Annotated in this window: 11 protein-coding genes; 8 read left to right on the top strand and 3 right to left on the bottom strand. The window is 74.9% G+C overall.

Annotation, left to right across the window (positions count from 1 at the left end):
• Nucleotides 1-223 precede the first annotated feature (223 nt).
• From IE330_RS17400 to IE330_RS17385, 4 genes are all read left to right on the top strand, one after another.
• On the top strand, nt 224-1,132 hold the full coding sequence (locus tag IE330_RS17400) for a 3-hydroxyacyl-CoA dehydrogenase family protein (protein ID WP_190136946.1): 909 nt from the start codon (nt 224-226) through the stop codon (nt 1,130-1,132).
• A 275-nt stretch (nt 1,133-1,407) separates the two neighbouring features.
• A complete protein-coding gene (locus IE330_RS17395) occupies nt 1,408-3,267 on the top strand; it encodes a helix-turn-helix domain-containing protein (RefSeq protein ID WP_190136945.1) in 1,860 nt (619 codons plus the stop codon).
• A 126-nt stretch (nt 3,268-3,393) separates the two neighbouring features.
• Nucleotides 3,394-5,100 (top strand): tannase/feruloyl esterase family alpha/beta hydrolase, encoded by a 1,707-nt coding sequence (locus tag IE330_RS17390; protein WP_190136944.1) that lies wholly within the window; start codon nt 3,394-3,396, stop codon nt 5,098-5,100.
• Nucleotides 5,101-5,327: 227 nt separating this feature from the next.
• Nucleotides 5,328-6,710: an MFS transporter gene (locus IE330_RS17385; protein WP_190136943.1), complete on the top strand. Its 1,383-nt coding sequence runs from the start codon at nt 5,328-5,330 to the stop codon at nt 6,708-6,710.
• Nucleotides 6,711-6,719: 9 nt separating this feature from the next.
• Here IE330_RS17385 and IE330_RS17380 read toward each other — a convergent pair whose 3' ends face one another.
• Nucleotides 6,720-7,751, bottom strand: coding sequence for a saccharopine dehydrogenase family protein (locus IE330_RS17380; RefSeq protein ID WP_190136942.1), 1,032 nt, complete (start codon nt 7,749-7,751; stop codon nt 6,720-6,722).
• Nucleotides 7,752-7,899: 148 nt separating this feature from the next.
• On the opposite strand from IE330_RS17380, the gene IE330_RS17375 reads away from it, so the two are divergent.
• Nucleotides 7,900-8,865, top strand: a complete 966-nt coding sequence (locus tag IE330_RS17375; RefSeq protein ID WP_190136941.1) for a GlxA family transcriptional regulator — start codon at nt 7,900-7,902, stop codon at nt 8,863-8,865.
• A gap of 49 nt (nt 8,866-8,914) precedes the next feature.
• Here the strand turns inward: IE330_RS17375 and IE330_RS17370 are convergent, their stop codons facing one another.
• Entirely contained in the window at nt 8,915-9,532 is a 618-nt protein-coding gene (locus tag IE330_RS17370) for a TetR/AcrR family transcriptional regulator C-terminal domain-containing protein (RefSeq protein WP_190136940.1), read from the bottom strand.
• Nucleotides 9,533-9,599: 67 nt separating this feature from the next.
• Here IE330_RS17370 and IE330_RS17365 point away from each other — a divergent pair, with 67 nt between their 5' ends.
• Nucleotides 9,600-10,880 (top strand): beta-ketoacyl-[acyl-carrier-protein] synthase family protein, encoded by a 1,281-nt coding sequence (locus IE330_RS17365; RefSeq protein WP_190136939.1) that lies wholly within the window; start codon nt 9,600-9,602, stop codon nt 10,878-10,880.
• 33 nt (nt 10,881-10,913) lie between these two features.
• Here the strand turns inward: IE330_RS17365 and IE330_RS17360 are convergent, their stop codons facing one another.
• A complete protein-coding gene (locus IE330_RS17360) occupies nt 10,914-12,014 on the bottom strand; it encodes a GlxA family transcriptional regulator (RefSeq protein WP_229925713.1) in 1,101 nt (366 codons plus the stop codon).
• Between the two features lie 139 nt (nt 12,015-12,153).
• Between IE330_RS17360 and IE330_RS17355 the strand changes: the two genes are divergently transcribed.
• Both IE330_RS17355 and IE330_RS17350 read left to right on the top strand, forming a co-directional pair.
• On the top strand, nt 12,154-13,020 hold the full coding sequence (locus tag IE330_RS17355) for a S1 family peptidase (RefSeq protein ID WP_190136938.1): 867 nt from the start codon (nt 12,154-12,156) through the stop codon (nt 13,018-13,020).
• Between the two features lie 105 nt (nt 13,021-13,125).
• Nucleotides 13,126-14,118 (top strand): GlxA family transcriptional regulator, encoded by a 993-nt coding sequence (locus IE330_RS17350; RefSeq protein WP_229925712.1) that lies wholly within the window; start codon nt 13,126-13,128, stop codon nt 14,116-14,118.
• Nucleotides 14,119-14,198 lie beyond the last annotated feature (80 nt).

The following is a 14,198-nucleotide window of genomic DNA, read 5'->3' as shown; positions in this document are numbered from 1 at the left end:
GCGTCATACCGTCGTGGCGGCGCGGCGCGGCGGGGCCGCCTTCACCGCGCGGTCGTCGTGGCCGCCGCCTGCCCGCACGGGCGGTCGACCGGGCCGTCGACGCGTGCGCCGCCTCCCGCCGCTCCGGCCCGTCCCGGCCGCGTACGCCACCGTGCGCCCGCGGCGCTCAGGTGTCGCGAGCGCACATGTCACCACGCACCCGCCCAGACTCGGAGGACACGCAATGACCCGGTTCGGAATCATCGGCGGCGGGCTCATGGGGCACGGAATCGCCGTCGCCCTCGCGCGGGCGGGGCACCGTGTCGTCGTGTACGACGAGGACCCCGCCGCCCTCGCCTCACTCGACGAGCGGATCGCGCGGGCCCTCGAACGCTGCGGCGTGCCGCCGGGTGACGTCGGGGCCGTCACCGCACGCGTCACCGCGGCGCGGAGCCTGTCGGACATGTCGTCGTGCGTGGACGCCGTGGTGGAAGCCGTCTCCGAGCGACTCGACGTCAAGCACCAGGTCCTGGAGGCGTGGGAAGCGACGGTCCCGCCCGTGCTGCCGGTGTGGTCCACCACCTCGGTGCTGCCGCTCACCGACGTGGCCAAGGGCATGCGGCACCCGCAGCGGCTGGTGGGGGTGCACTGGTGGAATCCGGCTTACCTCGTTCCGCTGGTCGAGGTCGCCCCGGGCGCGGAAACGGACCACCGGTTCGTGCAGGAGGCGTGCGACGTGCTGAACGGGATGGGCAGGACGACGGTGCGCCTGCACCGTGACGTGCCGGGGTTCATCGGCAACAGGCTCCAGTTCGCGCTCGTAAGGGAAGCACTGCACCTGCTGGAGCAGGAGGTCTGCGACCCGGTCACGATCGACACAGTCGTACGGGCGAGCCTGGGCCTGCGCTGGTCGGCCGTGGGGCCCATGGAGAACGCGGACTTCATCGGACTGGACCTGACCAGGAACATCCTCAGCAGCTTGGCGCCCCACCTGTCGGCCGCGGTCGCCTTCCCCGCGCTCGACGAGCCGCTCGACGCCGGACAGCGGGGCCGTGCCTCCGGAGGCGGGCTGCTGACCTGGCCGCCCGGGCGGGGCGAGGAAGTGGCCCAGCGCCTGGAGGACGGCATCCGCCGCAACCTTGGGGCGCAGTGAGCGCGCGGGTGGCCGCGGGTCGGCCCGGGCCGACCGTGGGTCGGTCCGGGTCGGTCCGGGTCCGTCCGGGTCGGTCGCGGGTCGGTCGCGGGGACGGCGAGGGCGGCTCCGCGAAGGGGTTCGCGGCAACCCGCTGCCATGCACGCGGCGGAGCCCGTTCGCACCGGACCCCAGCCGCGCAGGACCGCTGCCGTGCCTCTTCGCCGACGCGGCGCCATACTTGCCGGTCCGCGGAGGCACAGCTCGACGGAGGGCCGATGGCACGGACGTACGGTATGTCTTTCCTCGAACTCCTGCTCAACGACGCCGACCTGGAGTCCTTCGACGAGGTGCTCGTGGCGGCGCACGCCACGGGGGAGCCGGCCGGCCGCCTCGACGCGCTGAAGGAGGAGCGGGCGATCGCGCTGCGGCTACGGGAGAGGCTCCTGCGGCACCGCCGCACCGAGGCGGAACTCCACCTGCTCAACGACACCGCGAACGACCTGGCCTCCCTGCGGGCCCTCGACCCCATCCTCCAGGCGATCGCCGACCGGGCGCGGCGGCTGCTGGACTGCGACCTGGCCTACATCAGCCTCAGCGACCGCGGCCGCGGCGACAGCTACATCAAGGCGGCCGCGGGCAACATCTCCGGCCTCTTGCGCGAGCTGCGGCTGCCGGTCGGCACCGGCGTCGGAGGCATCGTGGCGCGGACGGGCGAGCCGTACGCCGTCGCCTCGTACCTCACCGACGACTCCTTCGACCACACCGATGAGATCGACAGGACCGTCGCCGCGGAGCGGATCGAGTCCCTGCTGGGCGTGCCGGTCAAACGCGATCAGGACGTGATCGGGGTGCTGCTGGCCGCACACCGCAGCCGGCGCGCGTTCAGCAGCCGGGACATCACCGTCCTGATGATGCTCGGCTCGCACGCCGCCGTGGCCATCGAGAACAGCCGCCTGCTCAGTGCCGCCCAGGAGGCCGTGGCGGAGCTGCGGGTCGCCAACGACACCATCAGCTCCCACATGGCGGACCTGGAACGCACCGCCGAGTTCCACGAACGCCTCACGCGCCTGGTCATCCGGGGCAACGGCGTCGACGAAGTCGTCCGGGCCACCGCGGCCGCGGTCGCCGGCACGGTGGTCGTCCTCGACGAGGAGGGGACCGTGGTGGCCCGGTCCTGCGGTGAGGACGGCGTGCCGGCCGAAGAGCTCGGACGGCTCAGCGCGGCCGCCTGGCAGGCGGGGCGCACCGTGGTCCGCGCGACGCGGTGCGCCGTTCCCCTGATCACGGAGTCCGAGCCCCTGGGCACGATCGTCCTGAGCGCCGCCGCGCAGGTCGACGCCACCGACCGGCGCATCCTGGAGAGGGCCGCCCTGGTGGCCTCCCTCGTGCTGGTCACCCGCCGCCGCATGGCGGAGGCCGAGGCGCGGGTGCGCGGGGAGCTCCTGGGGGACCTGCTGACCGCGCGCAACGAGGACCACGACCTCCTGCGGCACCGGGCCGCCCTGCTCGACGTCGACCTCGCCGCCTGCCGCACCGCGGTGGTGGCCCGGGCCGACGTCGCACCGCGCGAGCGGATCCACGCCGCCGCCGTGGCCGTCGCCCGGCGCGCCCACGGCCTGGCGGCCTTCCAGCGCGACACCGTCATCCTGCTGCTGCCGGGGGACGGCCCCGAGGCCCCGGCGCGCCGGGCCGTGGACGAACTCGCGCGCGCCTGCGGGCACCCCGTCACCGCGGGGACGGCGCGGGCCGCGGACCTCGGCCGCGTCGCCGCCGCCTTCCGCGAGGCGGACAACTGCCTGCGCGCCCTGATCGCCCTCGGCAGGACCGGCGAGGTCGCCGACACGCGCGGACTCGGCTTCGTCGGAGCCCTCTTCGGCGGCGCGCCGGTCGCCGCCTCCTTCGTCGAATCCGCCCTCGGCCCCGTCCTCGCGTACGACCGCACCCACCACTCCGACCTGGTGCGCACACTCGACACCTACTGCCGCACCGGCCGGCACGCCCGCAACACCGCACGCGAACTCCACCTGCACGTCAACACCGTCACCCAGCGCCTGGGCCGGGTGAGCCAGCTCCTCGGCGCCACCTGGCGCGACCCGGAACGCCTCCTGGAGATCCAGGTCGCGCTGCGGCTGCTGAAGGTCAGCAAGCCGTAGCGGGCGCGCCCGCGGACCGGCACACCTCGCGGGCAGCACCTGTGTGTGCCCGGCCCATGCCGCCCCTGACGCCACGCTCCGTAACCTTGACGCCCCCGCGACACGAGGCCGAGCGACGGAGACGCCATGAAGAAGACCATCGCCGCGACAGGACTCGTCTGCGCCCTGGCCGGCGGCACCCTCCCGCCCCCGGCGCACGCCACCCGAGTGTCCCCGGCGCACGCCATCCCGGTGTCCCCGGCGCACGCCACCCGGACGCCGGCCGACTGCGACAGCCTGCGCGGTCTGCGGCTGCCCGCCTCGGTGATCGGGCTGCCCACCACGGGAGGCGAGGTGACCGCGGCGCGCACCGTCGCCCCGAGCGGCAGCGGGACGTCCGCCACGGGCGCGTACTGCCGCGCCGACGCCGTCATCCACCCCGTGGACCCGCGCGCCCCCGACATCACCCTGCGCGTCGCCCTGCCCCAGCGGTGGAACGAGAAGTCGATGATGTTCGGCGGCGGAGGCTACGACGGCACCATCCCCGATGTCACGGGCAACGTCCCCTTCGGCCCCACCGACCGGCCGCGCCCGCTCAGCCGCGGCTACGCCACCTACGCCGGCGACTCCGGCCACCAGGCGGCCCCGGACTTCACCCCCACCCCGTCCCTGGACGGCTCCTTCGGCGTCAACGACGAGGCCGTACGCAACTTCGCGGGCGACGCGCTGAAGAAGACCCACGACGCCGCCCGCCACATCATCCGCACGCACTACCGCGCCGCTCCCGTACACCGCTACATCGCGGGCGGCTCCAGCGGTGGCCGCGAGGCGCTCGCCGTCGCCCAGCGCTGGCCCACCGACTTCGACGGCGTCATCTCCGCCTACCCCGCCTGGAACGCCGCCGCCCTCAACCTCTTCTTCGGCTACGAGGCCCAGCTCCTCTCCCGCCCGGGAGCCTTCCTCAACCGCACGGAACAGGACCTCCTGTACCGCGGCGCCCTCACGTCCTGCGACGGCGACGACGCCCTGCGCGACGGCGTCATCTCCGACGAGGCGGGCTGCCGCTTCGACCCCCGTACCCTGCGCTGCCCGGACGGCGGGGACACCGCGGACACCTGCCTGTCGGACCGGCAGATCCACGCCGTCGAGGCGCTCTCCTCGCCCCTGCGCTGGACGTACCGCCTTGCCAGTGGGGAGACCGGCTACCCCGGATTCCCCTTCCTCTCCGGCGCCGACATGACGACGCCCTTGCTGGGCATGGGCGCCCGCGCCCCCGCGAACCCCATGCCGAAGGACAGCGGCTACGGCGTCCAGTTCTGGGACCAGTGGGTGCGGTACTTCGTCACCCGCGACCCGGCACACGACCCGCTGGCCGTCGACCCCCGCCGCCCCGGCGCCTGGCGCCACCGCATCAGCCGCCTCTCCGCCCTGCAGGACGTCAACGACGCCGACCTGCGCCGCTTCGCCGCGGCGGGCGGGAAGCTCCTCCTGCTGCACGGCACCGCCGACGAACTCGTCAGCCACCGCTCCACCGTCGAGTACTTCCGGCGCGTCCAACGACGCGTGGGCCCGCACGCCACCGCAGCGTTCGCCCGGCTCTACCTCGTCCCGGGCGCCAACCACGTCAACGTCGACGCGGCCTTCGCGGCGAGCTACGACTCGCTCACCGCCCTGGAGAGCTGGACCGAGGAGGGCAGGGCGCCCGCACGGCCCGTCGTCACCGACGCGGGCCCCGCCGGAGGCGCCCGCACCCGGCCGCTGTGCGCCTTCCCCGCCTGGCCGAAGTACCGCGGCCACGGCGATCCCGCCGCCGCGCGCAGCTTCACCTGCCACAACGCGCCACCACGCCCCTGACCCCGCTCGCGCGCCCCCGGGGGGGGGCAACCGCTCGCGCGCCCCCTGGGGCAACCGCTCGGGCACGCCACGGGCAGAGGCCACGCACGCGGCCCGCTATGGCCGCGGCGAGGACAACCCCCCGGGATCAGTGTGCGTCCCGCACATGACGCACCGCGGGACGGCGAACCCACCCTGGTGCACGACCGGACACAACGTCAGCCACCGTCCCGAAAGTGGTGCTCCGCATGGCGTCCCCACCCTCAGCACGACCCCAGGCCCCGCGCGACCTCAAGAAGATCGTGGCGGCCGGCCTCATCGGCACCACCATCGAGTGGTACGACTTCTTCCTCTACGGCGCGGCCGCCGCGCTCGTGTTCAACAAGCTCTTCTTCCCCGACTCCGACCCCCTGGTCGGCACGCTCCTGTCCTTCCTGACCTACGCCGTCGGCTTCGCCGCCCGCCCCGTCGGCGCCCTCGTCTTCGGCCACTTCGGCGACCGGCTGGGCCGCAAGAAGCTCCTGGTGTACAGCCTGTTGATGATGGGCGGCGCGACCTTCCTGATCGGGCTGCTCCCCACCCACGCCACCGTCGGCTCGGCCGCCCCCCTGCTGCTCACCCTGTTGCGCCTGGTGCAGGGGTTTGCCCTGGGCGGCGAATGGGGCGGCGCGGTGCTGCTGGTGGCGGAGCACGGTGACGCCCGGCGGCGCGGCTTCTGGGCCTCGTGGCCGCAGACCGGGGCGCCCGCCGGGCAGTTGCTGGCCACGGGCGTCCTCGCCACGCTGACGTCGACCCTGTCGGACGCGGCGTTCACCTCCTGGGGGTGGCGGGTGCCGTTCCTGCTCTCCGGCGCGCTGGTGCTCGTCGGCCTGTGGATCCGGCTCTCCGTCGACGAGTCACCGGTCTTCAAGGCCGCCCTCGCCGCGGCCGAACGCCGCAAGGCCGCACGGGCCCCGCGCGAGAAGCCGCCCCTGGTCGCCGTCCTGCGCGACCACTGGCGCGACGTCCTCATCGCCATGGGCACCCGCATGGCGGAGAACATCTCCTACTACGTCGTCACCGCGTTCATCCTCGTGTACGCGACCGAGCACGCCGACACGAGCAAGCAGACCGCGCTCAACGCCGTCCTGATCGCCTCCGCCGTCCACTTCGTAACCATCCCCCTGTGGGGCGCCCTCTCCGACAGGATCGGGCGCCGTCCCGTCTACCTCGTCGGCGCCCTCGGCACGGGCATCTGGATCCACCCCTTCTTCACCCTGGTCGACCGGCAGTCCTTCGCGGCGCTCGTCACCGCCGTCACCGTGGCCCTCCTCTTCCACGGCGCGATGTACGCCCCGCAGGCGGCGTTCTTCTCCGAGCTGTTCGCCACCCGCATGCGCTACTCCGGGGCGTCGATCGGCGCCCAGTTCTCGTCCGTGGCCGCCGGCGCCCCGGCCCCGCTCATCGCCACCGCCCTGCTCGCCGAGTACGACAGCGCCGCGCCCATCGCCCTCTACGTCATGGCCGCCGTCCTGCTCACCGTCGTCGCCCTCGCCTGCGCCACCGAGACCCGCCACCGGGACCTCGCGGACGCGGAACCCCCCGCGCCCGAGCAGGCATCGGCCGGTGACCGACCCGTACGTACGGTGTGACACGCCGCCCTATCGCCCGATCCCCGCCACCCTCACATGCGGCGCCAGAGCCTCCAGGAAGTCACGGGCGTCGAAGAGGGCGCCCGCCGCGGCCACGCCGGTCGTGCGGGTGCGGCCTGTGAGGACGCGGTCGAGGGCCTCCACGACGAGGGGGGCCGTGACGGCGTAGATGTCCCGGCCGTGGGCCACCGCGCGGCGTTCGGCACCGTCCGCGCGGACGACCGCGTCGATGAGGAAGGTCTGGTCGGACCGGCCGCTCGCGTCGGTCGCGGACGGGGCCGGCGTGTCCGGGGACGCGATGTCGCGGACGGCGTCGGCCGTCATGTACGTGGTCACGTCCGGGATGGACAGATGGCTGGGGACGGTCACCACGTCGGCCATGGTGAACTCCCCGATCACCGTCCGGGGGCCCAGCGGCTCGGGGAAGCGCCACTCCAGGGTGGGCGGGGCGTCGGTGCGGTACTCCCACCGCCCGTTCGTGAAGCGCATGCGCCGCTCGCCGCGCCGCTCGCGGGAGACCGCGCCCGAGAGCCGGGTCCCGGCGGTGGGGTGCCAACTGCTCAGGCCGTACGCGACGTGCGCCTCGTCGGCCCGCGTCCAGTCACCCATGGCCGCGGTGACCAGCAGGTCGCCGAGGCCGCCGAAGAAGGCCATCGCCGGGACGACCACCGCGCCCGCCGCGCGCGCCCGGTCGGCGAAGTGCGCGAAGGTGTCGATGTTCGCCTCGAGTTCGGCCGCCACGTCCAGGTAGGGGATGCCGGCCCGCAGGGCCGCCTCGATCACGGGGGCGGTCGTGGAGGCGAACGGCCCCGCGCAGTTGAGCACGGCCGCGGTGCCGGCCAGCGCACGGTCGAGCGACTCCGGCGCGTCGACCGTCGCCACCCGCGCCTCGAACCCGCTCTCGTGGGCCAGTACCTTCAACTTGTGGCCGTCGCGGCCGGACAGCACCGGGACGAACCCGCGCGCCGCCAGCTCCGCCACCACGAACCGCCCGGTGTGCCCGTAGGCGCCGAACACCGCCACCGTCTGTCCCGTTCCCATGAGCCCTGCTTCCTCGTACGCGTCCGGATGTGGACGACCCGCGGCGGGCCGGTCCCCGGAGTACGGCCCGCCGTGTCGTACGGATCCTGTCGCGCCGCGGCAGCCGCACACGAGTGTCCGCACCGACACGACCCATACACTTCCGGACATGCCCACCGTCGCGATGGCCGTCACCGACGGCATGCTGCACCTCGAACTGGCCCTCGCCACCGAGGTGTTCGGCGCCGACCTGACCCACATCGCGGACCCCTGGTACCACTTCCGGCTCTGCGGGCCGGACGCCGTACAGGTCGGCCGCTTCCGGCTCGCACCCGACCACGGCCTCGACCACCTCGCACACGCCGACACCGTGATCGTCCCGGCCCTGGCCGACACCGACCGGGACCCGCCCGCCGACCTCGTCGACGCGGTACGCGCGGCCCACGAGGCAGGGGCCCGCGTGGCCTCCCTGTGCACGGGCGCCTTCGTCCTGGCCGCCGCCGGCCTCCTCGACGGCAGGCGGGCCACCACGCACTGGGCGCACACCCGGGAACTGGCCCGCCGCCACCCGGAGGTCACGGTGGACCCGGACGTCCTCTACGTCGACAACGGCCGCGTGCTCACCTCCGCGGGCAAGGCCGCCGCCATGGACCTGTGCCTGCACCTGGTCCGCCTCGACCACGGCGCGTCGATCGCCAACACCATCGCCCGGCGCCTGGTCGTGCCGCCCCACCGGGAGGGCGGCCAGGCCCAGTTCGTCGCGACCCCCGTCCCCGCCCCGGGCAGCCATCCGCTCACCGACCTCATCCCCTGGGTACTGGAGCGGCTGGACGAGCCGCTCACCGTGGAGGACCTGGCCCGCCAGGCACGGATGAGCTCACGCCACCTGGGCCGCCACTTCAGGCAGGTGACCGGCACCACCCCGCTGCGGTGGCTGCACGGCCAGCGCATCCGCCGCGCCCAGGAACTCCTCGAGACCACCGACCGGACCGTGGACTCCATCGCCACGGCCACCGGCATGGGCACCGCCACCACCCTGCGCCGCCACTTCGCCCGCACCGTGGGCGTCGCCCCGGACGCCTACCGCCGCACCTTCCGCTCCCCACCGCACCCCGGCGCCCGGGGAGAGCGCTGACGCGGGCCTCGTACGCACGGCGGGCCCGGCCCCCGCGACCCCGGCCCGGCTAGCCGCGCTCGGCTTCGTCGTGGATGGTCAGTGCCCCGGCGAGGTCCAGGTCGGCGACCGTGCCGTGCGCCCCCGCGCGGACGAGCAGCACGGCGCCGAGCGCGGTGCTCCAGAAGGTGCGGGCCTCCACGGCGAGCGGTCGGCGGGCCTTCCAGCCGCGGCCGTCGAGGAGCCGGCGCGCGAAGCGCTCGGACTGCCGGAACAGCAACTGGAGGTGCCGGTCGACCACGGGGGCGAGTTCGGGCCTGGACACCGCGGCGGCCAGCGCCCGCGCGGCCGAGGGGAGCGAGGGCATGGCCAGTGCGGCGCGGGCGACGTTGCGCCGGAACGCCGCCGCGTCGGGGGCCTGGTGGCCGAGGCGCTCCAGGCGTCGCGCGTCGTGCAGCAGGCCGAGGAAGGCGGCGTGCACGAGCAGCGCGTCCTTGGAGCCGAAGTAGTAGGTGACCTGGTTGGGGAAGGCGCCCGCCGCGTGCGCGATCTCGGCGACGCTCACCTCGCCGCCGGACCGTTCCGTGCAGAGCTGTGCGGTCGCCTCGATCAGCCGGCGCCGCGTCGCGCGACCGCGGTCACGCGACCGGGCCGACGGCGCCCGGGCTTCGGTTCGCTTCTTGTCCACCCAGGAATTGTATGTGATACAACAGACGTCGTTCTGCTTGTATCGCGTACAAGAAAGGTCCCGGCACGTGCAACGGACTGAAGTCGTCGTCACCGGACTCGGCGCGCTCACCCCCCTCGGCGCGGACGTGGAGTCCACCTGGAAAGGCCTGCTCGCGGGCGAGTCCGGCATCCGCGGCGGCGTCCTGCGAGGCCACGAGGGCAGCGGCCTTCCCGACACCGTCGCGGGGACGATGGCGGTCGACCCCGCCGCGTCGCTGCCGCCGGTGCGGGCCAGGCGGCTCGACCGCTCGCAGCAGGCGGCCCTCGTCGCGGCGGCCGAGGCCTGGGCCGACGCCGGTGCCCCGCGGGTGGACCCCGACCGGCTCGCGTCGGCGGTCGGCACGGGCATCGGAGGCGTGGGGACGCTCCTGAGGGAGGACGACGCCCTGGAGGCCGCCGGGGCGCGGCGCGTCTCGCCCCGCACGGTCCCGATGCTCATGCCCAACGCGGCAGCCGCCCTGGTCAGCATCGAGTACGGCGCACGGGCCGGGGTCCACACGCCCGTCTCGGCGTGCTCCTCCGGGGCCGAGGCCATCGCCCTGGGGGCGAGGCTCATCCGCGCGGGCGAGGCGGACGTGGTCATCGCGGGCGGCACCGAGGCCGCGATCACCCCGATCACCGTGGCCGGCTTCGCCCAGGCGCAAGCACTGTCGCGGCACACCGCCGAACCCGCGTCGGCGTCACGGCCGTTCGCCGCGGACCGCACCGGATTCGTCCTCAGCGAGGGCGCGGCCGTCGTCGTGCTGGAAAGCGCCGAGCACGCCGCCGCCCGGGGCGCGCGCGTCCACGCGGTCCTCGCGGGCGCCGGCATCGCCGCCGACGCCCACCACATCACGGCGCCCGCCGCCGACGGCAGCGGCCAGGTGTCGGCGATGCGGAAGGCCCTCGCGCAAGCCGGCCTGGCCCCCGAGCGGATAGGCCACGTCAACGCCCACGCCACCGGAACCCCGCTCGGCGACGTCGCCGAGGCGCACGCGATCAGGAAGGTCTTCGGCCGCGCCACCGTGACGGCCCCCAAGGCGGCGCTCGGTCACCTCTTCGGCGCGGCCGGTGCCATCGAGGCGCTCGTCGCCGTCCTCAGCGTGGAGCACGGCGTCATCCCGCCGACCCGCAACCTCACCGAGGCCGGCGTCGGACCCGACATCGACCTCGATGTCGTCACCGCGCCACGAGAGGCCCCGCAGGAGGCCGTGCTCAGCAACTCCTTCGGCTTCGGCGGACAGAACGTCTCCCTCGTGTTCACCGGCGCACGACACCTGCGCCCGTGGCCTCACCCCGCTCGCGCCGCCCGCACGGCGGAGCGGTGAACCCCGGCCGCCGACGGCGGTGTCCTGACGTGTCTACGGCTCCCCGGACCGCTCCGGCCACGTCATGTCGGAGACCAGCGCGCGGAACGCCGTGCGGTAGACGGTGGGGCTGGTGCCGGTGGCGCGCTGGAAGTGGTGGCGCAGGTTGGCGGGGGTGCCGAGGCCGCTGCGGGCCGCGATGCGCTCCACCGGGTCGTCGGTGCGCTCCAGGAGCCGCTGGGCGTGCTGGATCCGCGTACGGAGCAGGTACTGGAGCGGGGTGAGCCCCGTCTCGGCGCGGAAGCGGCGGGTCAGGCTCCGGACGCCGAGCCCCGCCCGGCCCGCGATGTCGTCGAGGGTGAGCGGGTGGTGGAGGTTGGCCTCCATCCACCGCGTCACCGGTTCCAGGCTGCTGCCGGGCGGCGTGACGGCGTTGTACGCGGCCTCGGCGGCGGCCCCCTGGACGGCTCGCGGGCCGGGCTGCGCGAGGTCGCCCTCGGCGTGGCCCGACCCGGCCCGCGCGCGGCCGGCCCGCGGCCCCGCCCCGGCAGCCGTCCCGTCGGCGTCGTCCGGCTCCGCGTGCAGATGCAGGAAGAGCTGCCGCTCCGTCTCGATGGCCACCGACTCGCCGTGTTCCAGGGTGATCAGGTGCAGACACAGGTCGACACCTCCGAGCACCCCGGCCGCGCTGTGGAAGGGGCCGTCGGCCACCGCGGACCCCTCGGGGTCCACGTCGACACGGGGGTGCAGCCGCGCCAGCTCCCGCGTGTGCCGCCGGCTGGTGGCGGCCCGGCGTCCGTCCAGGAGGCCGGTGGCCGCGAGCGTGAACGTGCCGGTGCCGACGGCGCCGACGCGCGCCCCGCGCGCCACCACGGCGTGCAGCGCGTCCGCGACCCCGGGCGGCGGCGCGGCGCGGAAGCCCTCGTGCCCCGGCAGCAGCACCGTGTCGGCGTCGTCGAGCCCCTCCATGCCCCAGGGCGTCTCGACGCCGAAGGGCGCGGGGCCGCCCGTGCTCCGGAACCCCGGCCCCGCGCAGACCCGCACCTCGTACGCGACCGGGTGGTGGTGCCTCGCCGCCGTGGCGAAGGCCAGGCCGGGGGCGGTGAGCTGGTGCCCCGGGGCTCCGTCGAGGGCGAGGACGGCGATCACTGACATGTCCAGAATTTAGCCCAGGGTGACATCGCAGCCGCTGTTCGCGGGGTGCGCCCGCGAAGGATGATCGCAGAGCAGCGGGACGGAGGCGGACGGACGCCTCGCCCGCGCAAGCTCCAGCACTCTTGCGAAAGGCCCGTTCATGCACGCCACGGACACCGCTCCCGCCATCGAAACCCCGTCCTCCGACCTCGCCGACCGCTCCCGGCGGGGCCCGCGCCGGCTGCTCGCCCGCGGTGCCGCGGCGCTCGGCGCGACCGCGCTCCTCGGCGTCACGGTGATGACCGGCAGCGCGCACGCCATCGTCAACGGCGACGACGCCACGCAGCACTACTCCTTCATGGCGACGGTGCCGATCGAGCAGTACGGCGCCCAGTGCGGCGCGACGCTGATCGACAAGCAGTGGGTCCTCACGGCCGCGCACTGCGTCAACCCCGAGCTGGCCACGCTGACCGGCAAGATCCGCGTCGGCAGCGACCACCGTACGACCGGCGGCTCCGTCCGGAACATCGACAAGATCGTCACCCACCCCGGCTACGTGCAGGACATGACGGGCACCACGCACAACAAGAACGACCTCGCGCTGATACGCCTGGACCGCCCCGTGGCCCAGAAGCCCATCCGCATCGCCGAGAAGGCGGGCCCGGTCGGCACGCCCACCCGCATCCTCGGCTACGGCACGGTCGTCGAGGCGCCGTCGCTGGAGGACGCGAAGTTCCCGAACCGCCTGCAGGAACTGGACACGCGCCGGGGCGCGGTGAGCGAGTGCGCCCCCGGCTGGGCGGGCAAGACGCGGCTGTGCACGGTCAGCCCCAAGCCGAAGGCCATGGCGTGCAACGGCGACTCCGGCGGCCCGCAGATCCAGCGCGGCAAGAACGGCCGCTGGGAACTCATCGGCACCACGTCCGGGCCGGGCAGCCAGCGCGTGGGCTGCGGGACGGGGCCGGGGCTCTACTCCAACGTGCCCGCCTTCACGAGCTGGATCCACAAGACGATCCACAAGGGCTGACCGGCGGCCCACGCGGCAGGCGGACGACCCGGTGAGCGCGGCCGGCCGGCGCACCGCGCGGGCGGTGGACGCCGGCCGGTCCGCGCGGATGGTTGGATTCGTGACATGCCAGTGATCGCCGTCCTCGCCCTCGACGGGGCTCCGGGCCACCACCTCACCACGCCCGGCCTCGTCTTCGGCACCGCCTGCCGCGCACACCCCGGCGTGTCCTACGAGGTCAGGCTCTGCGCGGCACCCGGGTTCCGGGCGACCGGCGGCCCGGGGCCGGCGCTCGCCGTGCGCCCGCCGCACGGCCTCGAAGGCCTGGCGGACGCCGACGTCGTCCTCGTTCCCGGGCACGACGGCGCCCGTGCCGGGCGGCCCCCCGAGGGCGTCGCCGCCGCGCTGCGGGCGGCGGCGCACCGGGGCGGCCGCGTCGCCGCCGTGGGCACCGGCACGTTCACGCTCGCGGCCACCGGCCTCCTGGACGGCCGCCGTGCCACGACCGGGTGGCGGCACGTGGAGGAACTGGCCGCGCTGTACCCCCGTATCGACGTCGACCCGGTCGGCACGGTCGTCGAGGACGGGCCGTTCTGGTCGGCGGCCGGGGTCTTCGGGGGCATGGACGTCTGTCTGCGGCTGCTGGCCCGCGACCACGGCCGCCGCGTCGCCGGGGAGACGTCACGGGAACTGATCACGCCACTGCACGTGGACGCGGACAGCGTCCAGGAGACCATCGACCGGGAGGTCGCCGAGAGCACGGGCCTCGAACCCACCCTGCGGTGGATCGAGGAGCACCTCCACCTCCCGCTCACGCTCCCCGAGATCGCCGCCCACGCACGCACGAGCCCCAGCGGCGTGACGCGCCGCTTCCGCGCCCACACCGGGCTCAGCCCGCTCCAGTACGTCCTGCGGGCCCGCCTGCGGGAGGCGATGCGGCTGCTGCGGGAGACGGACATGCCCGTCGAGGGCGTCGCCGGCGCCACGGGCTTCACCTCGCCCGCCACCCTGCGCCGCCACTTCCGCGCCCTCACCGGCACCACCCCGCGCGCCTACCGCCGCGCCCACGCCGCCGCGGACGGCCCGCCCGCGCCACCGCCGACGCCTTCGGGACCGTAACCGGACCCGGCCGCGCGAGCACCTCCCACCGGGTACGTGGCGCGGGGCGCGTCCGCGTGCCGCCCGGACCGGGCCGCCCC

It is taken from the genome of Streptomyces longispororuber, assembly GCF_014656095.1.
Lineage (GTDB): Bacteria > Actinomycetota > Actinomycetes > Streptomycetales > Streptomycetaceae > Streptomyces > Streptomyces longispororuber.
This window is presented reverse-complemented; position numbering and strand designations above follow the sequence as displayed.